A 24,269-nucleotide genomic window follows, 5' to 3' on the forward strand; every position below is an offset into this window, starting at 1 on the left:
TTAAGATGAAAGCAAAGGCGATCGCCGCCTGATTTTTACTGTCATTTGAGACGATTACCATGGCCATTTCCCATGCGGTTCCTGCGGATAAACGTTTTCGGGTGCTGGAAGTCGCCATGAAACGGAATCAATATCGCCAAGATACTCTGATCGAGATTCTGCACAAGGCCCAGGAAGTCTTTGGTTACCTCGAAGATGAGGTGCTTGAATACGTGGCGCGGGGGTTAAAACTGCCCCTCAGTCGAGTGTACGGGGTGGCGACGTTTTATCATTTATTTTCTTTAAAGCCGAAAGGAAAACATACCTGTGTCGTCTGTTTGGGGACGGCATGCTATGTGAAAGGCTCCCAAGAACTCCTCGATAAAATTGATGAAACTCTCCACATTAAACCGGGGGAAACAACCCCTGATGATCAAATTTCTTTGGTGACGGCGCGCTGTATTGGAGCCTGTGGGATTGCGCCGGCGGTGGTTTATGACGATGAGGTGTGCGGCAAACAGAACGCTGAGCAGGTGATGGCAAGGCTTCAGCAGTTATCTGAAGGAAGTTAACAGGTATCAGGGATCAGGTTTCGGTGTTTTATTTGTAGGCAGGATTTGCGGGAAAGATGACAGATTTAGCGGAATTGTTTGAAATTGCTGAGGCGGAACAGGATAGCCATCGGAAAATTCAGATTCGCTGTTGTACGGCGGCGGGTTGTATGTCCTCTGGGAGTTTGGCGGTAAAAGAAGAGATTGAGAAACGGATTAAAGAAAAAAATTTGGGCGATCGCCTGGAGGTGGTTCCCGTCGGTTGCATGAAACTCTGTGGGTTTGCGCCGTTGGTGGATGTGAGCGATGAGACTTGTTTCCAGCAGGTGATGCCAGAAGTTGCCCCAGAGATCGTCGATGTAGTATTGGGGGAAACGCCCTCGAATAAGCTGGAAATTTGCGATCGCCAAGCGCCATTTTTCACATTACAAAAACCCGTGGTGCTGGAAAATAGCGGCAAAATTGACCCCGAACGGATTGAGGCCTATATCGCCCGGGGCGGCTATCGGTCATTGCACCAAGTGCTCGAAGACATGACCCCGATGGCAGTCGTCGAAGAAATCACCCAGAGCGGGCTACGGGGGCGCGGCGGCGGCGGTTATCCCACAGGCTTAAAATGGGCCACTGTCGCGAAAATGCCGGGGGATCAAAAATATGTCGTCTGTAACGCCGACGAGGGGGATCCGGGGGCATTCATGGATCGGGCGGTGCTCGAAAGTGACCCCCACCGCGTCCTCGAAGGGATGGCGATCGCCGGCTATGCCGTGGGCGCAAACCACGGATATATTTACATTCGGGCAGAATATCCCCTCGCGATCCAACGCCTCGAAAAAGCAATCAAACAGGCTAAGAGCAAAGGTTTACTCGGTAGCCAGATTTTTAATTCCCCCTTCAATTTCACCATCGACATCCGCATTGGCGCAGGGGCATTCGTTTGTGGCGAAGAAACCGCCCTAATTGCCTCCATCGAAGGCGGACGGGGAACCCCCAGACCTAGACCTCCCTACCCCGCCCAGTCCGGACTATGGGGACATCCCACCCTAATTAATAATGTCGAAACCTACGCCAACATCGTCCCGATCATCCGTGAAGGGGCAGACTGGTTTAGCAGCATCGGCACCGAAAAAAGCAAAGGCACAAAAGTCTTTGCCCTCACCGGAAAAGTGAAAAATAATGGCTTAATCGAAGTGCCAATGGGAACCCCTGTCCGACAAATTGTCGAGCAAATGGGCGGTGGCATCCCCGACGGCGGCACAGTCAAATCCGTCCAAACCGGAGGGCCCTCCGGCGGTTGTATTCCGGCGGACTACCTTGATACGCCTATTGAATATGATTCCTTGATCAAACTCGGCACAATGATGGGTTCCGGCGGCATGATCGTCATGGACGAAGCCACTAGCATGGTTGATGTGGCGAAGTTTTACATGGAATTTTGTCAGTGCGAATCCTGCGGTAAATGTATCCCCTGCCGTGCTGGAACGGTGCAGATGTCGGGACTGTTAAGCAAAATGCTCAAGGGACAGGCTGCCCCCAAGGATATCGAACTGCTCGAACAACTTTGTCACATGGTCAAGGACGCGAGTTTATGTGGGTTAGGACAGAGTGCGCCCAATCCAATTTTGAGTACCCTGCGCTATTTCCGCGCGGAATATGATGCCTTCGTGGGGAGTAACGCCGATTAAATTTCCTCTAAAAATTCAAAGAATTCCATGCAGTCCTTAAAACAAGCATCCTAAGCAACAAAGCAAAACTATGGCAGTCAACACCTTAACGATAAATGATCAGCTAATCAGCGCCCGTGCTGGGGAAACGATCCTTGAAGCCGCCCGTGATGCGGGGATTCACATTCCGACCCTGTGCCATCTGGAGGGGGTGTCCGATGTGGGAGCTTGTCGCCTCTGTCTCGTGGAAATTGAGGGGAGTAATAAACTCCAGCCCGCCTGTGTGACGGAGGTGATGGAGGGGATGGTTGTCCAGACCCACACAGAAAAATTAGAAGAATATCGTCGGATGACGGTGGAATTGCTCTTCGCGGAAGGGAACCATGTTTGTGCCGTCTGTGTGGCGAATGGCAATTGTGAGTTGCAGGATATGGCGGTGGAGGTGGGGATGGATCATTCGCGCTTTCCGTACCAATATCCAAAACGGGAGGTGGATATTTCCCACAAGCAATTTGGCATTGACCATAATCGCTGTATCCTTTGCACCCGCTGTGTTCGGGTCTGTGATGAGATCGAGGGGGCGCACGTCTGGGATGTGGCAAATCGGGGTGGTGAATCGAAAATTGTCTCTGGTTTAAATCAGCCTTGGGGGGCGGTGGATGCCTGTACGAGTTGTGGCAAATGTGTGGATGCTTGTCCAACGGGATCGATTTTCCGCAAGGGAGCTACAGTAGGCAGTAAACTCGGTGATCGCCAAAAACTCGAATTTTTAATTACCGCACGTACAAAAGGGGAGTGGACAAGATAATGGCGCAAGAAACCCAAGAAAAAATTCGGTTTGCAACAATTTGGTTGGCGGGTTGTTCCGGTTGTCACATGTCATTTTTAGACCTCGATGAATTTTTAATTGAGTTGACAAAATATGTGGATGTGGTCTTTAGTCCCGTCGGTTCCGATGTCAAAGATTACCCTAAAAATGTCGATGTTTGTCTCATTGAAGGGGCTGTTGCTAACCAAGAAAATTTGGAATTATTAGAAAAAGTTCGCCAAAATACAAAGCTATTAATTGCCTTTGGGGACTGTGCCGTAACGACCAATGTCACGGGCATTCGTAACCAAAAAGGTGATGCCCAAACCATTTTAGAACGGGGCTATAAAGAACTCACTGAAGAACACCAATTACCCCAACAAATTACCGGAGGAATTTTGCCGCCCTTATTACCCAGAGTTTTGCCCATCCATGAAGTCGTTGATATCGATTTATTTCTCCCCGGTTGCCCCCCCGATGCCGACCGAATTAAAGCGGCGATCGCCCCCTTATTAGAAGGAAAATTGCCGGAAATGGAAGGACGAGAAATGATCAAATTCGGCTAGATTTTATGTCCCAAACATTTGCCATGCTGACTGCCGCCGATATCATGAATCCCAATGTGGTGACCATCAAAGGTTTAGCGACCATTGCCAGTGCCACCCAATGTATGCGAGTGAATAAAACCCGTGTATTAATAGTTGATCGTCGCCATGTTCACGATGCCTACGGCATTTTGACCGCCACCGATATCGTCAGTAAAGTGATCGCCTATGGTCGTGATCCAAGGGCAATACGGGTCTATGAAATTATGACCAAACCTTGCATTTTCGTGAGTCCCGATCTGGCGGTTGAATATGTTGCCCGCCTATTTAGCCAATGGAATTTGCACAGTGCCCCCGTCATGACTGACAAACTTTTAGGGATAATTACCGTTGAAGATTTAATTAGCAAAAGTGATTTTTTAGAACGTCCCAAAGAACTATTATTTGCCGCAGAAATGCAAGCCGCCATTCAACAAGCAAAATTAATCTGTCAAGAAAAAGGATATGATTCGAGTGACTGTATTCAAGCATGGGCAATGGTGGAAGAACTACAAGCTGAAACCGCCTACCAACAATCCCAAAAAGTGGACAAAACCGCCCTTGAAGAATATTTAGAAAAAAATCCAGAAGCCATCGATCATTTAATGGTTGACAATTGGTGTAGTGGTTAACAGTCATAATTCGTTAAAACAAAAACTTTAATCAACACATTTTTAGCGTCCGTTTGAAAAAGCATCTAGGAGTAAAAAATGTCTAAAACAATCATTATTGATCCCGTAACTCGCATCGAAGGACATGCCAAAATTTCCATTTATCTAGATGATCAAGGGGAAGTGAATGAAGCCCGTTTTCATGTAGGGGAATTTCGGGGGTTTGAGAAATTTTGTGAAGGTCGTCCTTTCTGGGAAATGCCCGCCTTAACTTCCCGAATCTGTGGCATTTGTCCCGTCAGTCACCTAATTGCATCCTCAAAAACAGGGGATCAATTATTAGCTGTAAAAATTCCTGCAGCGGCAGAAAAATTACGGCGAATGATTAATCTTGCCCAGATTACCCAATCCCATGCCCTCAGTTTTTTCCACCTCAGTAGTCCTGATTTAATCTTTGGTTGGGACGGCGATCCAAAGACGAGAAATGTATTTGGTTTAATTGCCGCTGATCCTGATTTAGCACGGGGTGGAATTCGTCTAAGAAAATTTGGACAGGACATTATTAAAATCCTTGGGAGCCAAAAAGTTCACCCCGCCTGGTCAATCCCCGGTGGTGTGCGATCATCGCTAACAAAAGAAGGACAAACTTACATTAAAGAGGGTTTATCGGAAGCAAAAAATACCGTTAAAAATGCCCTGAGTTTATTTAAAAAAATTCTTGACTCCCATCAGGAAGAAGTGGCAGTTTTCGGCAATTTTCCGAGTCTTTATCTCGGCTTAGTGGGCGAGTCCGGTGCATGGGAACATTATGGCGGCATTTTGCGAATGATCGATAGCCACGGCAATATTGTGGGCGATCGCCTTGATCCGAACAATTACCGTGAATTTCTTGGGGAAAAATTACAGGAAGATTCCTACTTAAAATCCCCCTATTACAAACTTTTTGGCGAAACGGGTGTTTACCGCGTCGGGCCTTTAGCACGGCTAAATATTTGTGAACATTTTGGCACAGAAGCCGCTGATCAAGAACTGATTGAATATCGACAACGGCACGGCAAAATTGTGCAGGCTTCCTTTGTTTATCACCATGCCAGACTGATTGAAATATTAGGTTCCCTCGAAAGAATTGAGCGGATGATTGATGATCCCGATTTATTTTCTAATCGTTTACAAGCAGAGGCGGGGGTCAATCAAACCGAAGCTGTTGGTGTGAGTGAAGCACCACGAGGAACCCTATTTCACCATTATCAAGTGGATGAAAATGGACTGCTTCAAAAAATTAATTTAGTGATTGCTACGGGACAAAACAATTTTGCGATTAACCGTACTGTGACCCAAATTGCCAAGCATTATATTCATGGTGAAAATGTCGCCGAAGGTATTTTAAATCGGGTAGAAGCTGGGGTGAGAAATTATGATCCTTGTTTGAGTTGTTCAACCCATGCCGCCGGACAAATGCCGATGATTTTACAATTAATTTCCCCTGATGGTTCCATTGTCAAAGAAATTCGTCGTGATAGTTAATGAAACAAACTTTAATGATTGGTTACGGCAATACATTACGCTCTGATGATGGAGCTGGACAAAAGGTTGCGGAAGCTTTTTTTGATCAGGAAAAGATAAAGGCGATCGCCACCCATCAACTCACCCCTGAATTAGTGGAAGATTTGTTACAAGTGAAGCAGGTTTACTTTATCGATGCAGCTCCCGTTAAGACCGTAACGATTAAACCTATTCAACGGAGAGATAATGAACACAATTTTGGACATTTTATTGACCCCAAAAGCCTTTTGAATTTAGCCCAAGAAATTTATCATTATGTGCCCGATGCTTACTTAGTTTTAATCCCTGCCCAAGATTTTAAACTGGGGGAAAGCTATTCTGATATAACCCAAAAAGCAATCGAAACAGCGATTCATCTTTTGCAAGAACGACTCACACCATGCATGAAGTAGCCATTATGACAGAAACCGTGGCGATCGCCTGTGCCTCAGCCGAGAAACAAAATGCCGCCAAAATTTTAAACTTGACCATGCGAATTGGGGCAATCAGTGGTGTCGTGCCGGAAGCCCTGAGTTTTGCCTTTGAGGCGGTGGCAGGCGGAACCCTTGCCGAACAGGCTAAACTAACTATTGAAACGGTTCCTGTAACCTGTTATTGCGCCGAATGCGATCGCCCCTTTACACCCCCCGATTTATTTTATGAATGTCCGTTATGTAGTAGTTTAAGTCAACATATTTTAAGTGGTAAAGAAGTCGAATTAAAATCCTTAGAGGTGATTTAAATTATGTGTGGAAATTGCGGTTGTAACGCTGTTGAAAAACCTGTGAAAATTCATACCCACGCCCATGATCATTCCCACGGGCATCATGACCATCATCACCCCCATGATCATGAACATCACCATAATCATGATGGGAACCATAGCCATGCCATTAATATTAATCAATCTATTTTTGCAAAAAATGATCGTCTAGCTGAGCGTAATCGCGGCTATTTTTTAGCGAAAAATTTATTTGTTATTAATGTCGTTTCAAGTCCCGGATCAGGGAAAACGGCATTATTAGAACGCACCATTAAGCAATTAAAAAATAAACTGAATTCAGCCGTCATCGTGGGCGATTTAGAAACGGATAACGATGCCCAACGGCTGCGAAAAAATAATATTCCGATTGCCCAAATTACTACAGGAACACTTTGTCACCTTGATGCGGCAATGGTCTTAAATGCCGCCCAAAAACTTGCCCTTGATGGTGTTAATTTATTAATCATTGAAAATGTGGGCAATTTAGTTTGTCCTGCTGCCTATGACCTCGGTGAACATAAAAGGATTGTCCTACTTTCCACAACTGAAGGGGAAGATAAACCCTTAAAATATCCGACGATGTTTAAGTCCGCTGATGTCGTCATTATTAACAAAATTGATATTGCTGAAGTTGTTGGTTTTGACCGTAATTTGGCATTAGAAAATATCAAGAAAATGTGTCCCCAAGCGCAAATTTTTGAGCTATCTGCCCGCACGGGGGAAGGCATGGAAAGCTGGTTAAACTATCTTCAAAGCCAGTATCAAGACGTTGTTTCCCAAGCTGTAATCACTGTATAAATTACTTGTGAAACGACGGTTAAGGTTAGAGATTCAAGGTACAGTGCAGGGGGTTGGTTTTCGTCCCTTTGTTTACCAATTAGCGACAGCACTCAATTTATTTGGTTGGGTGAATAACTCGGCTGCGGGGGTCACTATTGAAGTAGAAGGTGGGCGATCGCCTTTAAATTTATTTCTCGAAAAACTGCAAGCAGAATTGCCCTCTAATGCCAAAATTAATACTTTGAAATATCAATATTTAGAGCCAGTTAATTTTAAAAAATTTCAAATTCGGGTCAGTCAAACTGGAGAAAAAATTGCCGTTGTTTTACCCGATTTAGCCACCTGTTCTGAATGCATTGCAGAAATTTTTAATCCTCAAAATCGCCGTTATCAATATCCTTTTACGAACTGCACCCATTGCGGCCCCCGCTACAGCATTATTGAAACCCTGCCCTACGATCGCTCCCTAACGTCAATGGCAGATTTTCCGATGTGTGCCGACTGTCAACGGGAATACGAAGACCCCGGCGATCGCCGTTTCCATGCCCAACCCAATGCCTGCCCAATTTGTGGCCCTAAACTTGAATTTTTGAGTCATTGCCAAGGGCAAGAAAATACAAATCAATCACCTTTAGAGGCAGCAATTCAATATATTCGTGATGGAAAAATTGTTGCCCTAAAAGGCTTAGGCGGATTCCAGTTATTAGTTGATGCCAGAAATAAAAAAGCAGTGCAACAATTGCGTGGACGGAAACAACGTCCTGATAAACCCTTTGCGGTGATGTATCCTGATTTGCCGTCCATTAAAAATGATTGTTTTCTGTCACAATTAGAAGAAGAATTTTTGACTTCCCAAGCTAGTCCGATTATTTTATTACAGAAGAAAAAAGAATTTAATCTTGCTGAAAATGTTGCGCCGCACAATCCGAATTTAGGAGTAATGTTGCCCTATACTCCGCTACACCATTTGTTATTAAAAGGCCTGAATTTTCCAGTCATTGCAACCAGTGGTAACCGCAGTGATGAACCCATTTGCATTGATGAAACTGAAGCGCTAGAGAGGCTCAAAAATATTGCCGATGGCTTTTTAATTCATAATCGCCGAATTTTGCGTCCGGTGGATGATTCAGTGGTGCAGGTGATGAACAATAGGCCTATAATTTTGCGGCGATCGCGGGGCTATGCGCCAGAGCCACTCACCTTAAAACGAACGCTCTCGAAAAGTGTTTTGGCAATGGGGGCACATCTAAAAAATACGGTGGCGATCGCCCAAAAAAATCGTATTTTTCTAAGTCAGCATATTGGTGATCTATCCAATCAATTAACACTGCAAGCGATGGAAAAAACATTGCAGAAATTAAGTCAAATTTATGACTTTCAACCTGATATTATTGCCTGTGATTTACATCCTGATTACCTCTCTACTCAATACGCTAAAAATCTCGCGCAGAAACTGAATATTTCTTTGATTTCAGTGCAGCACCACCATGCCCATATATATGCTTGTATGGCGGAACATCAGCTTGAATCGCCGCTGTTAGGTGTGGCTTGGGATGGGACGGGATATGGCGAAGATGGCACAATTTGGGGCGGTGAGTTTTTCTGGGTGACAAAACAGGGTTGTGAAAAAATTGCCCACTTTAAACCGTTTCCGTTACCGGGGGGAGATCAAGCGAGTCGAGAACCCCGTCGCAGTGCTTTAGGTTTGTTGTCTCAACTCTATGATTTGCAGGTATTGAAAAAGTTAAATTTACCCACAATTCAGGCTTTTTCTGCAACAGAATTGGAATTGCTTTTATCAATGTCAAAAAAAGACATTAATACACCATTCACTTCTAGTGTTGGACGCTTATTTGATGGGGTTGCCTCTCTGCTTGATTTAAGGCAAAGTGAAAGTTTTGAAGGACAGGCAGCGATGGCTTTAGAATTTTCAATTGATAGTTTGCAAATACCAGATTTTTATCAGTTTCAATACACAAAAAATGATTCAATCTTAGAGATTGATAGTCGTGGTATATTTCAGGGTATTATTCAGGATTTGCAAAATGACTTGCCTAAAAATTTTATTGCGGCAAAATTTCACAATACCTTGGTAGAAATTATTTTTGCTATTTATCTGCATACCCTTAAGCTTGGTTTTAATTCTCGAAAAAATATTGTCTTAGCGGGGGGCTGTTTTCAAAATAAATATTTATTAGAGCAAACGATCCAAAAGTTAGAATCTAGTGAGGCAAATATCTATTATCCACAGAAATTTCCGCCCAATGATGGGGCGATCGCCTTGGGGCAGATTATGGCGGTTGCTGGACAAGCGATCTGATTTTTTACTGTTGGGAAATCATCCAGAAGAGCCTCAACAAAAAGCTTAATAAAAAACTTAAAACTAATAACATCAAGGCGAAAAATTCGTTAGGATAAACAGTAGCCAATCCAATCAAAATATTCCAAAAATATGTGCCTTGCTGTGCCGGGAAAAATTTTAGAAATTACAGGGGATGACCCCCTTTTTAAAATGGGTCGCGTTAGTTTTAGCGGTGTGGTGCGGGAGGTGAGCCTCGCCTATGTGCCGGAAGCCCAAGTGGGGGATTATGCGGTGGTTCACGCGGGGTTTGCCCTGAGTGTTTTGGATGAAGTGGCGGCAACAGAAACCCTTGCCACTTTGGCCGAAATGGAGTCCTTTGCGGGGGGATAGTGAATGAAATTTGTAGATGAATTTCGCGATCCCGCAGCGGTTCAGAAATATGTGCAGGCGATCGCCAATGTTGTGACCCGTCCGTGGCAAATCATGGAAATTTGTGGCGGACAAACCCACAGCATCGTTAAATACGGCATCGATCAACTGCTCCCCCCAGAAATTACGCTAATCCATGGCCCCGGTTGTCCGGTCTGTGTTACTCCCGCTGAACTCATTGATCAGGCGATCTCCCTGGCTCAGTTGCCCGATGTGGTGTTGTGTTCCTTTGGTGATATGTTGCGCGTGCCGGGGACAAGGCTCGATTTGCTTGCGGTGAAGGCGCAGGGAGCAAACGTAAAAATGGTTTATTCCCCCCTCGATGCCCTAAAAATGGCCCAGGAAAATCCCGATAAAGAGGTGATTTTTTTTGCGGTGGGCTTTGAAACGACAGCACCAACCACGGCGATGGCAGTCTACCAAGCCGCCAAATTAGGACTAACCAATTTTTCCCTCTTGGTCGCCCATGTGTTAGTGCCGCCAGCGATGGAAGCGATTTTGTCCGCCCCGGATCGAACCATTCAGGGTTTTTTGCTCGCGGGTCATGTTTGTACTGTGATGGGCTATCAGGAATACGAGGCGATCGCCGAAAATCACCAAATCCCCCTGATCGTGACAGGCTTTGAACCGTTGGACATTGTGCAAGGCATTTATCTGTGCGTGAAACAATTAGAAGAAGGGCGAGCCGCAATCGAAAATCAATACCGTCGCGTCGTCCAAGCCGCAGGGAATGCCACGGCCCAGCAATTAGTGACCGAAATTTTTGAAATTGTGCCACGTACTTGGCGCGGGATTGGTGAAATTCCCCAGAGTGGTCTCGGATTACTGCAAAAATATGCCGCTTTTGATGCCTCTCGCAAATTTAAGCTAGATTTGACGCATTTCCAGCCCCAAGCACCTTCTTCTTGTATCAGCGGCGAAATTCTGCAAGGTCGAAAAAAACCCAAGCAATGTCCCGCCTTTGGAAAAAGCTGTACTCCAGAACATCCCCTCGGTGCACCGATGGTCTCCTTCGAAGGGGCTTGTGCCGCCTATTACCGTTACGGCTAAATTTCCCTTGGCGATGACATCAGAAAATAAGGAAAATTAACGACGTCGCCTGGATTTTTTACGGGGCGATCGCCAAAACGTTTGCCAAGCCGTCTGGAATCCCGTCCAAGTACTACGTCCCCCCCGTTGCACCTGTTGAATTTGTCGTTGGGTGTGCTTCAGTCCTTTTTCTGTCTGCTGGAGAATCCCCCGGGCACTTTTAAAACTGGCTTCGAGTTCATCGGTTAATTCGGTAATATCTCCCCCCGTACGCCGGAGGGCATCAAGGGTGCGCGGCAGTTCTCGGTTGAGGGTATCGAGGAGTTTTTCTGCGCTACGGGCCGCCCGTCCCAGTTCCAAAAAGGCCGGGAAAGCAGCGGCGAGGACAGCGGTAAGGCTGAGGGCAACGAGCAAAAAAGACAGGAGTAGCCAAAAAAGGGGATCTTGCACTGTAAATGAAACGGTTTAATTTTGGGACGGGTCAATCTCTTGGACAGGGAGGAGTTCCTCTTCTTCGGCATCGAGACGTTGGGCTTCGGTTTGGCTCGCTTCAATCCCAGCGGCGATCGCCTCCTGTAACCGTTGCAGGGTATCTTCCCAATTGCGACGGGCCGTTTCCGAGAGTTGATCAGCGTGGAGTTGTAGACTATCCGAGAGATCCTCCGCCAGTTCTGGCAACGCTTCGAGGGATTTTTTGAGAATTTTTCGGGTATCTTTACCAGAGTGCGGTGCGAATAATAAACCGGCGATCGCCCCCACAGCGCCCCCAATGAGCACACCGCCCACAAAGGCCCCACCATTTCGCTCAGCCATACTGAAGTTCTCCCATTACACAAATCGCCTCCATTGTAGTATTCAACCCGGCTTCTACTAAAACCGATGAAAATTGTTCTCCAACGGGTGCAACAATCCCACGTCAGCGTCAATCAGCACATTGTTGGCCAAATCAACCAAGGCTTAACGCTCCTCGTCGGCATTTCCCCCACCGACACCGACGCCGAATTACAGTGGCTCGCCCGCAAATGCCTTGATCTGCGCCTCTTTCCGGATCCTGAGGGCAATCCCTGGCAAGCCTCGATCCAAGATATCCAAGGGGAAATCCTCGTGGTTAGTCAATTTACCCTCTATGGCGACTGTCGTAAGGGCCGACGACCATCCTTTAGTGGTTCTGCCAAACCAGATCAAGCCGAACAGATTTACGACAAATTTGTGGCTTTCTTGCGCCAAAGTGGGCTGAAGATCGAAACCGGACAATTTGGCGCCATGATGCAGGTGGAAATCAGCAACGATGGCCCCGTGACCTTCCTCCTAGAGTGCGAAGCTAAACCCGCCTGAACTGGCCTCAAATTTCAGTAAAGTTTTCCCCCAGGTTTTTACGAGAAATATGGCTTTGTAAAGCAGTGGGCAATATTGAGATACAAATATTAAAAGTTTGGCGATCGCCGTTTCAGTTCCCCCACGCAAAAGGCGATCGCCCCATGGCATAAGCCTTTGCCCAATTCAGCCCTCCCGTACTGCTTGCCCAATTCCCAGGACAAATTCTCCCCGACGAATTCCCCTGAAATTAAGGGAAAAGAACGATAGTAAGATTTTCAACAAGCAGTTAACGTGATGAATTTCCGCCAAAGCATAGAATCATGACAGATCAACAAAAAACAGCGATCATTACTGGTGCCTCGTCCGGGGTCGGACTCTATGGGGCCAAAGCCCTCGCCGATAAAGGCTGGCATGTGGTCATGGCCTGCCGCAACCTCGAAAAAACCGAGCGAGTCGCCAAAGAAGTTGGTATCCCCGAAGCCAGTCGGACGATCATGCACCTTGATCTCGCTGATTTCGATAGCGTCCGTAAATTCGTCGCCGATTTTCGGGCAACGGGTAAAACCCTAAACTCCCTAGTTTGTAATGCGGCGGTTTATCTGCCCCTCGCCAAGGAACCCCAACGCAACAAAGACGGTTATGAACTGTGCGTTGCCACCAACCATTTGGGTCATTTCCTGCTCTGCAATCTGATGTTGGAAGACCTCAAAAATTCCCCCGCTGCAGACAAACGCCTTGTGATTCTCGGCACTGTCACCGCCAACCCGAAAGAAGTAGGCGGTAAAATTCCCATTCCTGCGCCCCCCGACCTTGGCGATCTCCAGGGAATGGCCGCTGGCTTTAAGCCCCCTGTTGCCATGATCGACGGCAAAATCTTTAAACCTGGTAAAGCTTACAAAGACAGCAAACTCTGCAATATTCTCACCATGCGGGAACTCCACAACCGCTATCACAAAGACACTGGGATTATCTTCAATTCCTTCTATCCGGGTTGCGTTGCCGAAACGGGTCTCTTTAGAAATCACTATGGTCTATTTCGGAAGATCTTCCCTTGGTTCCAAAAAAATATCACCGGGGGTTATGTCACTGAAGAAGTGGCCGGAGAACGTCTCGCTAAAGTTGTTGCGGATTCTGGCTTCGATGTATCTGGTGTTTACTGGAGTTGGGGAAACCGCCAACAGCAAGGACGGGAAGCCTTTATGCAAGAAGTTTCTGATGAAGCTCTCGATGACAACAAAGCAGATGTCCTTTGGGATCTCAGCGCCAAGTTAGTGGGGATGCCGGCCTAATTTCTATCCTGATTCCTATTCCTTAAGAGAGTAATTTAATTGTTAACATCTCCCATCAAGGGAGATTTTTTTTCTCACGAAATATTCTCCCTTGCCTATATTTTTAGGGTTTAAAGTCGCGTATTAGGGCAAGTATCAAGGGTCGAGGCGATCGCCTTGGGGAATCTCTGCCGAAAGGGGCGCGGATTCTTGGTTTCGCGTCTATATTGGACACTAGCGCAACCCTTACGTCTCTATGCTAAACAAAAACACTCTTTTCCTGGCCCTGCTCGTTTTTATCCCAATTTCCTTGGCTGGTCACTTCCTCGAATGGAGTCCCGTGACTGTATTTTGTACAGCGGCGATCGCCATTGTGCCCCTAGCCGCTTTCATGGGAGAAGCCACCGAAGAAATTGCCGTTGTCGTCGGCCCCAACCTTGGCGGTCTGTTAAATGCCACCTTTGGTAATGCCACCGAATTAATTTTGGCTTTTATCGCCCTCAAGTCCGGCTTAGTCGATGTTGTCAAGGCCACGATCACCGGATCAATCATTAGTAACCTGCTGCTGGTGATGGGTTTTGCGATGCTCCTGGGTGGCCTCAAGTTCAAAGAACAAGACTTTCAGCCCACCGCTGCCCGCCTTAATGCTTCGTCCATGAACTTGGCGGTAATTGCGATCCTAATTCCTACCGCCGTAGAGTACACCTCCGCTGGTATCGGCCAAGCAACTCTCCAAAATCTTTCCGTTGCCGTAGCCATTGTGCTCATTCTGGTCTATGGCCTCACTTTATTGTTCTCGATGAAAACCCACTCCTATCTATATGATGTGGGGGTCGCAGAAATCGAAGAAGAAGGGGAAACAGAAGAAGAAGCCAAGGCAAAAGTTAACCTTTGGCTCTGGGTTGGAGTCCTACTGATTGTTACCCTCGCCGTTGCCATTGAGTCGGAACTCCTAGTCGGTTCCCTCGAAGCAGCCACCGAAAGCCTTGGCCTCAGTCCTCTCTTTACAGGGGTGATCCTCCTGCCCATCATCGGTAATGCCGCAGAACATGCCACCGCTGTTACCGTTGCCCTAAAAAATAAAATGGATCTGTCTGTGTCCGTTGCCGTTGGCTCTAGTTTACAAATTGCCCTCTTCGTCGCCCCGGTCTTAGTGATTGCTGGTTGGGTCATTGGTCAACCGATGGATCTTGATTTTAATCCTTTTGAACTGGTGGCCGTGGCCGTGGCTGTACTGATTGCCAACTCCATTAGTTCTGACGGCAACTCCAACTGGTTAGAAGGAAGCTTGTTGCTAGCGACCTATACAGTGCTCGGATTGGCCTTTTTCTTCCATCCTGCCGTACCTGGATTGGCCTAGGCCGAGATATTCAACACAATCAAGCTGCTAATTTTTTTGGGCGAACCTTGGTTCGTCTTTATTTTTAGCCACCATAAATAATGCTGATCTAATCGGGAAATCTTCATCGCTCTTCCCGATTTTAAGTTTGCTGCATTAGCATAGGTATAGTGGCTGTCGTGCAAATTATTGATGGGGGCAGTCCCAATTTACTAATTATCTGAAGCCTTCCATGTCAAACTCTAAACCCTTTGTACTCGGTGCAACAGCTCTAGTGTTAACCACTGTGGCGGTTACAGGGGCAGGGCTGCACTACTCTAAAAGTCAAGCCTACCTCAAAGACAGCCCAAAGGAAATTGTGGACGAGGTTTGGTATGTCATCAACAAAGAATATGTTGATGCGACCTTTAACCAAAATGACTGGCGTCAGGTGCGGCAAAAGTTTCTCAGCAAAGACTATGCCAACACGGACGAAGCCTACGATGCAATTCGGGAAATGTTAGATCTCCTGGGAGATCCTTACACCCGGTTTATGCCCCCCCAAGATTTTGAAAATTTACAGGTTGATACGTCCGGTGAGTTGACCGGGGTCGGCATTCAGATCGCCAAGGATAAAGATACAGAAGAGGTGGTCGTGATTGCGCCCATTGAGGAGACGCCAGCCTTTGAAGCGGGCATTATGGCCCAAGATGTGATCGTTGCTGTGGATGAGCAACCCACCGAAGGGATGGAACTCAACGATGTGGTGAATTTGATCCGGGGCCAACGGGGTACGGAGGTCACCCTCACCATTCGCCGAGATGAGCGAGTATTAGAATTTCCCATTGTCCGGGAAGTGATTCAGATTCACCCGGTAAAGGCACGGATTAATGAGAGTCCCATTGGGGATGTGGGCTATATTCGCTTGACCCAATTTAGCGCCCAGGCAACGGCAGAGATGCGCGAGGCGATCGCCGATCTAGAGTCCCAAAATGTCGATGGCTACGTTTTAGATCTGCGTTCAAATCCTGGGGGACTGCTCTACGCCAGCATTGACATCGCCCAAATGTGGCTCGACGGTGGTGGGATTGTTTCGACGGTAAACCGTGTCGGGGAAGTGGATCGCCAGGAGGCCAGTGACCGTGCCCTAACGGATAAACCCCTGATCGTTTTAGTGGACGGGGGATCCGCCAGTGCCAGCGAAATCCTTTCTGGCGCGCTCCAGGACAATCAACGGGCGGTACTTGTAGGGACGCAAACCTTCGGTAAGGGCCTAGTCCAGTCTGTCCGCCGCCTAGGGGATGATTCTGGGGTTGCCGTGACGGTGGCAAAATATTTGACCCCCTCTGGTCGGGATATCAATAAAGAAGGCATTGCGCCGGACTTTATCGTGGAACTTGATGAAGCTGATCAAGAAACATTGCAAGAAGATCGCACAAAAATTGGTACAATGGCTGACCCGCAATATGCCAAGGCGATCCAACTGCTCGACGAACAACTCCGTACTGGGACGATTGTGATCCCCGAAAAACAGGCCAGTACTGAGCGACCGAGCCGCCCCGCCCAGGATAGCTAAACTCCCTAGTCCTTGGTTTCAGCGATCGCCCTTTAAAAGGCCGTTACAAATCTTGTTGCGGTGGCGATCGCCCCCCGGATCCCAGGCCCAACTTCCCTGGATTTACAGCCTTAAGATTTGCTTAAGATTTTTTTTAAAATAAAGTTGCGCACCAGATATAGAGTGGAGTATGCTTAGTTACCCTACATCTAGCGTCTGAGGTGCAACCCATGGATCATGTTCAAGAATGGCAGCAAAGCTGTGTTGATCCTGAACTCATCCAACTGAATGTTATTTCCCTAGAGGGCGATCGCCCTTTGGATTATTTGCTCTATTCAGAGGCGTTGCCCCGACGAAATGATGGTCGTTTGGGGGACAGTTACCTCCAGCGCTATCAACACACCGAGGCCGGGGGCTGGTGGTGTTCTGGCGTCGATATTTTGACGGGAAAGGCTGACCTTTGGGGCTGTTTCAAACCGGAACAACCCCGCGTCAATCCAGAAAAAGGCAAACCCATCAAGTACGAACACCCCCCGAAAACGAGTACGGGCCTGTTTGCGTTACGCCTGCCGCCCCATGTGTGGGAACGGGTGGCCCGCCGCCATCAACTGGAATTTAGCCAAGACGATTGGGACGATACCCAGCCCGATGGGGGCTTTTGGCAATGGCTAAAGGAACATCCCCAAATTCCCTTGATTATTACTGAAGGGGCGAAAAAAGCAGGCTCTCTCCTCAGTGCCGGCTACGGGGCGATCGCCCTGCCGGGAATTTACGGAGCAATCCGGACGCCCAAGGATGAATTTGGCCACCGCATCGGCCAATCTCGACTGATTCCCCAACTGAAAAAACTGATTCACGGGCAGCGCACCATTTACATTGCCTTTGACCAGGACGAAAAACCCACCACCATCCGGGCCGTGCGCAGTGCCATCCGGAAAACGGGTTATTTACTCAAACAAGCCGGTTGCCCCGTCAAGGTGATCACCTGGGACCGTCGTGCTGGGAAAGGGGTGGATGATCTCATTGCAAACCAAGGTCAAGCCGCCTTTGAAGCTGCCTTTCAAGACGCCCCCAGCCTCGATCTCTGGAAAGCCCAAGACCTTGAACAACTCACCTATCCCCGTCACCAAATCCTCCACCAGCGGTATCTCCCGGAGCAGTTAACAATTCCCCCAGCAGCCAAGTTAATTGCGCTCAAATCTCCCAAAGGAACGGGCAAAACCCGTTGGCTAGAATCAGTTGTTGCAGGGGCGATCGCCCGCCAACAGCCCGTCCTTGTGATTGGGCACCGCATTCGTCTCGTCGAAGAACTCTGTCAGCGGTTTGGCCTCGATTACATCCGTGATCTTCCCCGGGGCAAAGATCGATCCAAGGAACCCAACCTAAAAATTAATGGCTATGGCCTCTGCATTGATTCTCTGCATGGCAAATCCCAGGCCCGTTTCAATCCCCATCACTGGGGTGATGCCCTGATTATTTTTGACGAAGTAGAACAAGTGCTATGGCACGGGTTAAATTCCAGCACCTGTCGCGATAACCGGGTCAATATTCTCCAGAGCCTCAAGCACCTGCTGCAAAATGTCTTTGTCGGCGAAGGCCAAATTTACATCAGTGATGCCGACTTGAGTGATGTTTCCATTGACTATCTCCTGACCCTGGGAGGCCAGAAGCTTCAGCCCTATCTCATTGAAAATACTTGGCAAGCGGATACCACCACCCACTACACCCTCAATCACTATCCCGATGGCACACCAAAACGGCTAGTCAAGGACTTGGTGCAACATATCCAAGGGGGCGGGCGGCCTTTTATCTGTCTCTCTGCCCAAAAACTCAAGAGCCAATGGAGCACTTCGACCCTCGAAATTTACCTCAAAAATCAGTTTCCTGACCGCAAAATTCTCCGCCTTGATGCGGAATCCCTGGCGGATCCTGAACATCCTGCCTACGGTGCCATGGGCCAAATTAACCAAACCCTCGCCCAGTATGATGTGGTTTTAGCGAGTCCAGCTGTGGAAACGGGGATTAGTCTCGATTTGCAGGGACATTTCACCTCGGTGTGGGCGATCGCCCAGGGGGTACAAACGGTTAATTCCATCTGCCAGGCCCTGAGTCGAGTGCGTGAAAATATTCCGCGTCATCTCTGGGTGGCCAAATATGGCTTTAACACCATCGGCAATGGGGCCACTTCCATTCCGGCACTACTCACCTCCAGTCAAAGGCTCACCCAAACGAATATCCGCCTGCTGCAACAGTCTGACTTTATCGCCCTTGATGATTTAGACACTGCTTTTCAGGCTGAATCCCTTCTGTGTTGGGCCAAATTTGCGGTGCGGATTAATGCGGGCATGGTGAACTACCGCGAGGCCGTGCTCGCTCATCTTCAGCGGGAAGGACATCAGTTGTCGGCGGTACCAAAACACCGCAAAACGACGGCGACTCAAAGCCAACCCGATAATCAATTGGCCACGGCGATTAATTCCATTCGCGATACGAACTACCAAGCAGAATGTTTGGCGATCGCCCAGGCAACCCCCTTGAGTACCAAAGACTACCAACGCCTGAAAAAGAAACTCCTGAAAAGCCCCTCTGAACGACAACAACTCCGCAAATACGAACTCCAGAAACGCTACAATCTCCCCGTCACCGCTTCCCTAGTGGCCAAAGATGACGACCACTGGTACCAAAAGCTGCGGCGTCACTATTTCCTGACCCTGGGTCGCCCTTACCTGGCGGATCGAGATGCCCTCATCGCCACTCACCTGATGCAACAGGGGGGCGGGCAAATTTTCCAGCCTGATTTTAACCACTCCCAAATGGGGGCAATCATCGGCACCATGGAAATTTTGGGGATCACCACTCTCCTCGCCCAGGCCAATCGACCGCTCCACAACCTCGATCCAGAGATGCAACGACTGGCGGCGATCGCCTTAGAAAATCGAGATGCCATCAAGACCACCGTTGGCATTGGCCTCGCGAAAAATTCTACCCCGATCATGATTCTGCGTCGCTTCCTCGAACTACTCGGCCTCGAACTGAAATACCTCAAGATCACCACCATTCAGAAAAAACGCACCCGTATTTACCAAATCAGTCAGCCCCAGGATCAACGCCAAACGGTCTTCCAACATTGGCTACAAACCGACCAAAATTGCCCAGGCACCTCCGCTTTCTGGCAAGAAGACTGCCAAAAATACCTGGCTAAGCTTCAGGAAACCCGGCACCAAACGGAATCAAACTATGTCCAACTGACGTTTGAGTTACCGACCCCAGAGGCGTCCTAATCTGCGGTGAAAAATAAAAAAAAGGGGCTATTTTACCCAAGCCCCTGATGTTCAAAAATTATGCGATCCGAGAGTCACTAGGATTTAGCTTCGAGACCCACGGGACAGCCGACCCCTGTACCACCGAGGCCACAGTAGCCCCCTGGATTTTTTGCGAGATACTGCTGATGGTATTCTTCCGCGTAATAAAATTCCGGTGCCTCCAAAATTTCCGTTGTGATCGCGCCATAACCCTCGGCCTTTAAAGCATCTTGGTAGGCCTCTAGGGATGTCTGGGCCAATTGTTTTTGAGCCTCGGAGTAGGTGTAAATACCAGAACGGTACTGGGTGCCTACATCGTTACCTTGGCGCATGCCTTGGGTGGGATTATGGCTTTCCCAAAAAACCTTGAGGAGAGTCTCGTAGGACACTTGCGTAGGATCATAGGCAACAAGAACCACCTCATTGTGGCCCGTCATCCCAGAGCAGACTTCCTGATAGGTTGGATTGGGGGTGTGGCCAGCCGCATAGCCCACCGCTGTACTAAAAACGCCGGGGGTTTGCCAAAATTTGCGCTCTGCCCCCCAAAAACAGCCCAGACCAAACATCGCAAGTTTGATCCCTGCGGGGAAGGGGGGAGCAATGGGATTGCCATTGACGAAATGCTGATCGGGGATAGGCATTGTTTGGGTACGACCGGGTAAAGCCTCCTGGGGCGTAGGCATCTGGGTCTTTTTACCGAGCAAACCAAAAAACATAGGACTTAAATTTTAACCATGGTGACTGCCTTGATTGTAGACAAAAAGATCTGGCGGATGGGGCGGCCTTTTTCTCTGCATGGGGGGAGGGGGCGATCGCTTTCTGATAAAATTCTATAGAATCTTAAAAAAACGTTACTTAACCGGAATTTAAATGAATTTACTGGTGGTCGGTGCTACTGGCACATTAGGCAGGCAAGTCGCGCGACGGGCATTGGATGAAGGACATCAAGTCCGTTGTCTCGTCCGGAATCCCCGTAAAGCTTCCTTTCTCAAGGAGTGGGGTGCAGAATTAATCGGCGGAAATTTATGCCAGCCCGAGTCTTTGCTCCCAGCCCTAGAAGGGGTTGATGCTGTCATTGATGCTGCCACGGCCCGGGCAACGGATTCTATTGGTGTTAAGGAAGTTGACTGGGAAGGGCAAGTAAACCTGATCCAAGCCGCCAAGGAAGCTGGGGTTGAGCGATTTATTTTCTTCTCAATTCTTAATGCAGAGCAGCACCGTGATGTGCCTTTGATGGATGCAAAATATTGCGTCGAGGAATATCTCAAGGAAGCGGGCATGAATTATACAATCCTGCGCTTGAGTGGGTTTATGCAGGGGTTGATTGCCCAATACGCGATTCCCATTCTTGAAAATCAAGCAGTCTGGATCACTGGGGAGAGTTCGCCGATCGCCTACATGAACACCCAAGACATTGCGAAGTTTGCGGTGCAGGCGGTGAAAATTCCGGCCACGGAAAAACAAACATTTCCAGTGGTGGGCACCCGGGCTTGGAAAGGGGAAGAAATTATCGCCATTTGTGAGCGTTATTCTGGCCAAACTGCCAGCATTGCCCGACTATCTCTAGGTTTTCTGCGGTTAATGCGCCGGGTCAGCCGCTTTTTCCAATGGGGGCAAAATGCGTCGGATCGCTTGGCTTTTGCAGAAGTGATGGCCACGGGTAAGCCTTTGGACGCGCCGATGGAAGATGTTTACAAAACCTTTGGGCTTGATCCCGCCGAAACAACGACCCTCGAAAGTTATTTACAGGAATACTTCAGCCGCATTATGCAAAAGCTGAAGGAAATTGACTACGAGAAAAATAAGGGCAAAAAGAAAAACGGGAAGAAAAAGCCGAATATTCGGACACCGTTTTAGGGACGTTTTACTACAGTTGTGTTCCCCTGGAGTGAGGCCTGGGGGGATGCTGCTGAAGAATTAAAAACTTGACGTTTCATTAGTGGCGATCGCCAACCGTATAGGTATTAAGGGAAACGGTTTGAGTGATACCCTATTGTTTATATCCTTAAGTTTGTAGGACACTTCTACTTGTGCCCAAAGCCGGCATTATCTATAACGACATCAAACCCATTGCCTGCCAAGTCGCTCAGGAATTAGCCAAAACCTTGAGGAATAAAGGGTGGGAAGTGTTTACGGCCACTGGATTTGGCGGTCTACTTGGCTATGCAGAATGTCCGCCAACCCAGGAAACGGGCCACCAACAGCCCGTGTGTCACACCAAAATTGAGCAATTGGTGCCCCCCAACTTTGATGAAAATATGCAGTTTGCCGTGGTTCTGGGGGGAGATGGCACAGTCTTGTCAGCCGCACGCCAGGTTGCCCCAAAGGGAATCCCGTTGCTAACGGTCAATACGGGACACCTCGGATTTTTAACGGAAATGTATCTCCAGCACCTCGATGAGGCGATCGCCCAGCTTTTAGCCGGAGAATACGAAATCGAAGACCGTTCGATGATTACCGTGCAGCTTTTCCGCGACGGGGAACTCCTTTGGGAAGCCCTCAGTCTCAATGAAATGGTGCTCCACCGGGAACCCCTAGCCGGGATGTGCCACTTTGAAATCCAGATTGGTCGCCATGCCCCCGTTGATATTGCCGCCGATGGCATTATGATTTCAACCCCCACCGGCTCCACGGCCTATTCCCTCAGTGCGGGTGGCCCCGTCGTTACCCCCGATGTGCCCGTTTTCCAGCTCGCCCCCATTTGTCCCCATTCCCTCGCGTCCCGGGCCCTCGTCTTTTCGGACACAGAACCGGTAAATATTTTTCCGGCAACGTCCCACCGCTTGGTGATGGTCGTCGATGGTAACGGTGGGGCCTATGTCTTGCCGGAGGATCAAGTCCATTTAGAGCGATCGCCTTACAATGCCCGCTTTGTGCGCCTCCACCGACCCGAATTTTTCCGAATCCTCCGGGAGAAGCTGGGCTGGGGACTCCCCCACGTGGCGAAGCCCACATCCCGCAAAGTTCTTTAGGGAAATGGCATCAGAAGCAAAGATTCATGAAAATTTGTCTTTCCCTAAATTGAGCCTTTCTAGAATCAAAAAGATTACCCCTTGAGCTTTTTTATTTAGCCACATTTATTTTTCTTTGTTCGGAAGATTTCGATAGCTTGATATGCCCCAAAGCCAATATGCCGCCGATGGTTTAGCCTATGTTCTCCTCGTTGGGACGGATCAAGAGTTTACACAACGGGCCACCCTAGATCTTGCTGATCTCGGCTATCAAACCATTACCGTTGAAACGGTAGAACAAGCCCAACAACGCCTCCAACAGTTACCAGCAGGCATGGTAATTGTGGACTATCCCCTCCTGGGACAACGGGGGATCGACTTTTGTCGCAGTCTCCGCAAAGCGCAATTTGTGCGGCCCATTTTATTTCTGGTGACCCAGGATCGCGTTGAGGAACGGGTAATCTGCCTGGAAGCGGGTGCCGATGATTATGTGCTGCAACCCTACCAACAGGAACGCTTTTTACGACTCCTCGAAATTTATCTCCAGCCCCAAACAGGCCAACGGGAGCAACTTTTTTTTGGGGATTTAATCTTAGATCTCAATACCCGTCAGGTGTGGCGATCGCCAGGCCAAAGTAGCGACTCGCCCCGTCCCATTGAACTAACAGTCAAAGAATTTGAACTGTTGAAATATTTGATGTCCCATCCCCAACAGGTCTTAACACGGGAGCAAATCCTGGAAAATGTCTGGGGCAACGAATTTCAAGGGGAATCTAACGTGATTGAAGTCTATATTCGTTATTTACGCCTTAAAATTGAAGCAAAAGGCCAGAAACGCCTGATTCAAACTGTGCGGGGAGTCGGTTATGTCCTCAAAAAAGATCCCTAGGTTTTAAAATGCGTTCCAACTGCCTCCCTTCGATCTCCACCATTTAACTAAGCACCATGTCTTTTACTTCCCGTCTTTGTCTGGCTCTCTGTGGCACCGTCTTGGTTGGGTGTGTCCCATTTCCGGTTGATGATTCTGGCCTCAGTACGCCTCCCAGTGAGACCCCGGTGAGCCAATCCGCCCCCAGACCCCAGGGGCAAATGCTCCCGATTACGGCAACGGCCAAGATCGTCGGATCGGAGCAACGGTTTGGGTTAGAGGTTGCAGAAACCGCCGAACAACAGCGGTTAGGGCTGATGTATCGGGAATTTTTACCGGATAATCGGGGGATGTTATTTGAGTTTGATCCCGCCCGCCCAGTCAGTTTTTGGATGAAAAATTGCTTGATCAATCTGGATATGATTTTCCTGCGGGAGGGGGTGGTGCAGGCGATCGCCCATGATGTCCCCCCTTGTGAAAATGATCCTTGTCCTACCTATGGGCCGCCAACGACCGTCAATATTGATCAAGTGATTGAAATTCGGGGCGGTTTGGCGAAGGAAATTAACCTCCAAGCAGGCGATCGCATCGAGGTCACCAAGACCAACGAATAATGAAATCCCCATCGTCAAGTTGTGTGCATTGATCTGT

General features: G+C 48.3%; 24 protein-coding genes. 21 read left to right on the forward strand and 3 right to left on the reverse strand.

Annotation, left to right across the window (positions count from 1 at the left end; all coding sequences use genetic code 11):
- The first annotated feature begins 59 nt into the window (after window positions 1–59).
- The 12 genes from hoxE (at window position 60) to hypD (ending at window position 11,060) form a co-directional block, all read left to right on the forward strand.
- Window positions 60–551, forward strand: a complete 492-nt coding sequence (gene hoxE, locus AWQ22_RS01050; RefSeq protein ID WP_065709910.1) for a bidirectional hydrogenase complex protein HoxE — start codon at window positions 60–62, stop codon at window positions 549–551.
- Window positions 552–607: 56 nt separating this feature from the next.
- The gene (nuoF, locus tag AWQ22_RS01055; RefSeq protein ID WP_065709911.1) at window positions 608–2,212 is read left to right on the forward strand and encodes an NADH-quinone oxidoreductase subunit NuoF; all 1,605 of its coding nucleotides are present in this window, start codon (window positions 608–610) and stop codon (window positions 2,210–2,212) included.
- Between the two features lie 70 nt (window positions 2,213–2,282).
- The gene (hoxU, locus tag AWQ22_RS01060; RefSeq protein WP_065709912.1) at window positions 2,283–2,999 is read left to right on the forward strand and encodes a bidirectional hydrogenase complex protein HoxU; all 717 of its coding nucleotides are present in this window, start codon (window positions 2,283–2,285) and stop codon (window positions 2,997–2,999) included.
- The gene (locus AWQ22_RS01065) at window positions 2,999–3,565 is read left to right on the forward strand and encodes an oxidoreductase (protein WP_065709913.1); all 567 of its coding nucleotides are present in this window, start codon (window positions 2,999–3,001) and stop codon (window positions 3,563–3,565) included. Before hoxU ends, AWQ22_RS01065 begins: the two co-directional genes overlap by 1 nt.
- 5 nt (window positions 3,566–3,570) lie before the next feature.
- Complete coding sequence (locus AWQ22_RS01070) at window positions 3,571–4,215, forward strand: CBS domain-containing protein (RefSeq protein WP_232321423.1); 645 nt, start codon at window positions 3,571–3,573, stop codon at window positions 4,213–4,215.
- Window positions 4,216–4,293: 78 nt separating this feature from the next.
- On the forward strand, window positions 4,294–5,718 hold the full coding sequence (locus AWQ22_RS01075; protein ID WP_065709914.1) for a Ni/Fe hydrogenase subunit alpha: 1,425 nt from the start codon (window positions 4,294–4,296) through the stop codon (window positions 5,716–5,718).
- Window positions 5,718–6,149 (forward strand): hydrogenase maturation protease, encoded by a 432-nt coding sequence (locus AWQ22_RS01080; RefSeq protein ID WP_065709915.1) that lies wholly within the window; start codon window positions 5,718–5,720, stop codon window positions 6,147–6,149. The genes AWQ22_RS01075 and AWQ22_RS01080 overlap by 1 nt, the downstream gene beginning before the upstream one ends.
- Window positions 6,137–6,478, forward strand: a complete 342-nt coding sequence (gene hypA / locus AWQ22_RS01085) for a hydrogenase maturation nickel metallochaperone HypA (protein ID WP_065709916.1) — start codon at window positions 6,137–6,139, stop codon at window positions 6,476–6,478. Before AWQ22_RS01080 ends, hypA begins: the two co-directional genes overlap by 13 nt.
- Window positions 6,479–6,520: 42 nt before the next feature.
- The gene (gene hypB / locus AWQ22_RS01090) at window positions 6,521–7,297 is read left to right on the forward strand and encodes a hydrogenase nickel incorporation protein HypB (RefSeq protein ID WP_232321425.1); all 777 of its coding nucleotides are present in this window, start codon (window positions 6,521–6,523) and stop codon (window positions 7,295–7,297) included.
- A gap of 7 nt (window positions 7,298–7,304) precedes the next feature.
- Window positions 7,305–9,599: a carbamoyltransferase HypF gene (hypF, locus tag AWQ22_RS01095; RefSeq protein WP_065709918.1), complete on the forward strand. Its 2,295-nt coding sequence runs from the start codon at window positions 7,305–7,307 to the stop codon at window positions 9,597–9,599.
- 132 nt (window positions 9,600–9,731) lie between these two features.
- Window positions 9,732–9,971, forward strand: a complete 240-nt coding sequence (locus AWQ22_RS01100) for a HypC/HybG/HupF family hydrogenase formation chaperone (RefSeq protein WP_065709919.1) — start codon at window positions 9,732–9,734, stop codon at window positions 9,969–9,971.
- Between the two features lie 3 nt (window positions 9,972–9,974).
- On the forward strand, window positions 9,975–11,060 hold the full coding sequence (gene hypD, locus AWQ22_RS01105; RefSeq protein WP_065709920.1) for a hydrogenase formation protein HypD: 1,086 nt from the start codon (window positions 9,975–9,977) through the stop codon (window positions 11,058–11,060).
- A 36-nt stretch (window positions 11,061–11,096) separates the two neighbouring features.
- Here the strand turns inward: hypD and AWQ22_RS01110 are convergent, their stop codons facing one another.
- Both AWQ22_RS01110 and AWQ22_RS01115 read right to left on the reverse strand, forming a co-directional pair.
- The gene (locus tag AWQ22_RS01110) at window positions 11,097–11,489 is read right to left on the reverse strand and encodes a hypothetical protein (protein WP_012305844.1); all 393 of its coding nucleotides are present in this window, start codon (window positions 11,487–11,489) and stop codon (window positions 11,097–11,099) included.
- Window positions 11,490–11,504: 15 nt separating this feature from the next.
- Window positions 11,505–11,852, reverse strand: coding sequence for a YtxH domain-containing protein (locus AWQ22_RS01115; RefSeq protein ID WP_065709921.1), 348 nt, complete (start codon window positions 11,850–11,852; stop codon window positions 11,505–11,507).
- A gap of 66 nt (window positions 11,853–11,918) precedes the next feature.
- Here AWQ22_RS01115 and dtd point away from each other — a divergent pair, with 66 nt between their 5' ends.
- From dtd to AWQ22_RS01140, 5 genes are all read left to right on the forward strand, one after another.
- A complete protein-coding gene (gene dtd / locus AWQ22_RS01120) occupies window positions 11,919–12,374 on the forward strand; it encodes a D-aminoacyl-tRNA deacylase (RefSeq protein ID WP_065709922.1) in 456 nt (151 codons plus the stop codon).
- 302 nt (window positions 12,375–12,676) lie between these two features.
- Window positions 12,677–13,645: a protochlorophyllide reductase gene (locus AWQ22_RS01125; RefSeq protein ID WP_012305847.1), complete on the forward strand. Its 969-nt coding sequence runs from the start codon at window positions 12,677–12,679 to the stop codon at window positions 13,643–13,645.
- A 235-nt stretch (window positions 13,646–13,880) separates the two neighbouring features.
- The gene (gene cax / locus AWQ22_RS01130; RefSeq protein WP_065709923.1) at window positions 13,881–14,984 is read left to right on the forward strand and encodes a calcium/proton exchanger; all 1,104 of its coding nucleotides are present in this window, start codon (window positions 13,881–13,883) and stop codon (window positions 14,982–14,984) included.
- Window positions 14,985–15,195: 211 nt separating this feature from the next.
- Complete coding sequence (ctpC, locus tag AWQ22_RS01135; RefSeq protein WP_065709924.1) at window positions 15,196–16,518, forward strand: carboxyl-terminal processing protease CtpC; 1,323 nt, start codon at window positions 15,196–15,198, stop codon at window positions 16,516–16,518.
- 209 nt (window positions 16,519–16,727) lie between these two features.
- Window positions 16,728–19,778, forward strand: coding sequence for a plasmid replication protein, CyRepA1 family (locus AWQ22_RS01140; protein ID WP_065709925.1), 3,051 nt, complete (start codon window positions 16,728–16,730; stop codon window positions 19,776–19,778).
- Between the two features lie 77 nt (window positions 19,779–19,855).
- Here the strand turns inward: AWQ22_RS01140 and msrA are convergent, their stop codons facing one another.
- Window positions 19,856–20,515: a peptide-methionine (S)-S-oxide reductase MsrA gene (msrA, locus tag AWQ22_RS01145; protein ID WP_065709926.1), complete on the reverse strand. Its 660-nt coding sequence runs from the start codon at window positions 20,513–20,515 to the stop codon at window positions 19,856–19,858.
- 154 nt (window positions 20,516–20,669) lie between these two features.
- On the opposite strand from msrA, the gene AWQ22_RS01150 reads away from it, so the two are divergent.
- From AWQ22_RS01150 to AWQ22_RS01165, 4 genes are all read left to right on the forward strand, one after another.
- Window positions 20,670–21,656 (forward strand): SDR family oxidoreductase, encoded by a 987-nt coding sequence (locus AWQ22_RS01150; RefSeq protein WP_062431858.1) that lies wholly within the window; start codon window positions 20,670–20,672, stop codon window positions 21,654–21,656.
- A gap of 173 nt (window positions 21,657–21,829) precedes the next feature.
- Complete coding sequence (locus AWQ22_RS01155; protein ID WP_012305854.1) at window positions 21,830–22,771, forward strand: NAD(+) kinase; 942 nt, start codon at window positions 21,830–21,832, stop codon at window positions 22,769–22,771.
- Between the two features lie 142 nt (window positions 22,772–22,913).
- A complete protein-coding gene (nblR, locus tag AWQ22_RS01160; protein WP_012305855.1) occupies window positions 22,914–23,639 on the forward strand; it encodes a response regulator transcription factor NblR in 726 nt (241 codons plus the stop codon).
- Window positions 23,640–23,695: 56 nt separating this feature from the next.
- Window positions 23,696–24,232 (forward strand): DUF192 domain-containing protein, encoded by a 537-nt coding sequence (locus AWQ22_RS01165; RefSeq protein ID WP_065709927.1) that lies wholly within the window; start codon window positions 23,696–23,698, stop codon window positions 24,230–24,232.
- Window positions 24,233–24,269 lie beyond the last annotated feature (37 nt).

It is taken from the genome of Picosynechococcus sp. PCC 7117 (assembly GCF_001693275.1).
GTDB lineage: Bacteria > Cyanobacteriota > Cyanobacteriia > Cyanobacteriales > MRBY01 > MRBY01.

What these genes read in the sequence shown, in the direction of transcription:
- hoxE (WP_065709910.1), top strand. Translation starts at nt 60, where the DNA reads ATGGCCATTTCCCATGCGGTTCCTGCGGATAAACGTTTTCGGGTGCTG.
- nuoF (WP_065709911.1), top strand. Translation starts at nt 608, where the DNA reads ATGACAGATTTAGCGGAATTGTTTGAAATTGCTGAGGCGGAACAGGAT.
- hoxU (WP_065709912.1), top strand. Translation starts at nt 2,283, where the DNA reads ATGGCAGTCAACACCTTAACGATAAATGATCAGCTAATCAGCGCCCGT.
- AWQ22_RS01065 (WP_065709913.1), top strand. Translation starts at nt 2,999, where the DNA reads ATGGCGCAAGAAACCCAAGAAAAAATTCGGTTTGCAACAATTTGGTTG.
- AWQ22_RS01070 (WP_232321423.1), top strand. Translation starts at nt 3,571, where the DNA reads ATGTCCCAAACATTTGCCATGCTGACTGCCGCCGATATCATGAATCCC.
- AWQ22_RS01075 (WP_065709914.1), top strand. Translation starts at nt 4,294, where the DNA reads ATGTCTAAAACAATCATTATTGATCCCGTAACTCGCATCGAAGGACAT.
- AWQ22_RS01080 (WP_065709915.1), top strand. Translation starts at nt 5,718, where the DNA reads ATGAAACAAACTTTAATGATTGGTTACGGCAATACATTACGCTCTGAT.
- hypA (WP_065709916.1), top strand. Translation starts at nt 6,137, where the DNA reads ATGCATGAAGTAGCCATTATGACAGAAACCGTGGCGATCGCCTGTGCC.
- AWQ22_RS01100 (WP_065709919.1), top strand. Translation starts at nt 9,732, where the DNA reads ATGTGCCTTGCTGTGCCGGGAAAAATTTTAGAAATTACAGGGGATGAC.
- hypD (WP_065709920.1), top strand. Translation starts at nt 9,975, where the DNA reads ATGAAATTTGTAGATGAATTTCGCGATCCCGCAGCGGTTCAGAAATAT.
- AWQ22_RS01115 (WP_065709921.1), bottom strand. Translation starts at nt 11,852, where the DNA reads ATGGCTGAGCGAAATGGTGGGGCCTTTGTGGGCGGTGTGCTCATTGGG.
- dtd (WP_065709922.1), top strand. Translation starts at nt 11,919, where the DNA reads ATGAAAATTGTTCTCCAACGGGTGCAACAATCCCACGTCAGCGTCAAT.
- AWQ22_RS01125 (WP_012305847.1), top strand. Translation starts at nt 12,677, where the DNA reads ATGACAGATCAACAAAAAACAGCGATCATTACTGGTGCCTCGTCCGGG.
- cax (WP_065709923.1), top strand. Translation starts at nt 13,881, where the DNA reads ATGCTAAACAAAAACACTCTTTTCCTGGCCCTGCTCGTTTTTATCCCA.
- ctpC (WP_065709924.1), top strand. Translation starts at nt 15,196, where the DNA reads ATGTCAAACTCTAAACCCTTTGTACTCGGTGCAACAGCTCTAGTGTTA.
- AWQ22_RS01140 (WP_065709925.1), top strand. Translation starts at nt 16,728, where the DNA reads ATGGATCATGTTCAAGAATGGCAGCAAAGCTGTGTTGATCCTGAACTC.
- msrA (WP_065709926.1), bottom strand. Translation starts at nt 20,515, where the DNA reads ATGTTTTTTGGTTTGCTCGGTAAAAAGACCCAGATGCCTACGCCCCAG.
- AWQ22_RS01150 (WP_062431858.1), top strand. Translation starts at nt 20,670, where the DNA reads ATGAATTTACTGGTGGTCGGTGCTACTGGCACATTAGGCAGGCAAGTC.
- nblR (WP_012305855.1), top strand. Translation starts at nt 22,914, where the DNA reads ATGCCCCAAAGCCAATATGCCGCCGATGGTTTAGCCTATGTTCTCCTC.
- AWQ22_RS01165 (WP_065709927.1), top strand. Translation starts at nt 23,696, where the DNA reads ATGTCTTTTACTTCCCGTCTTTGTCTGGCTCTCTGTGGCACCGTCTTG.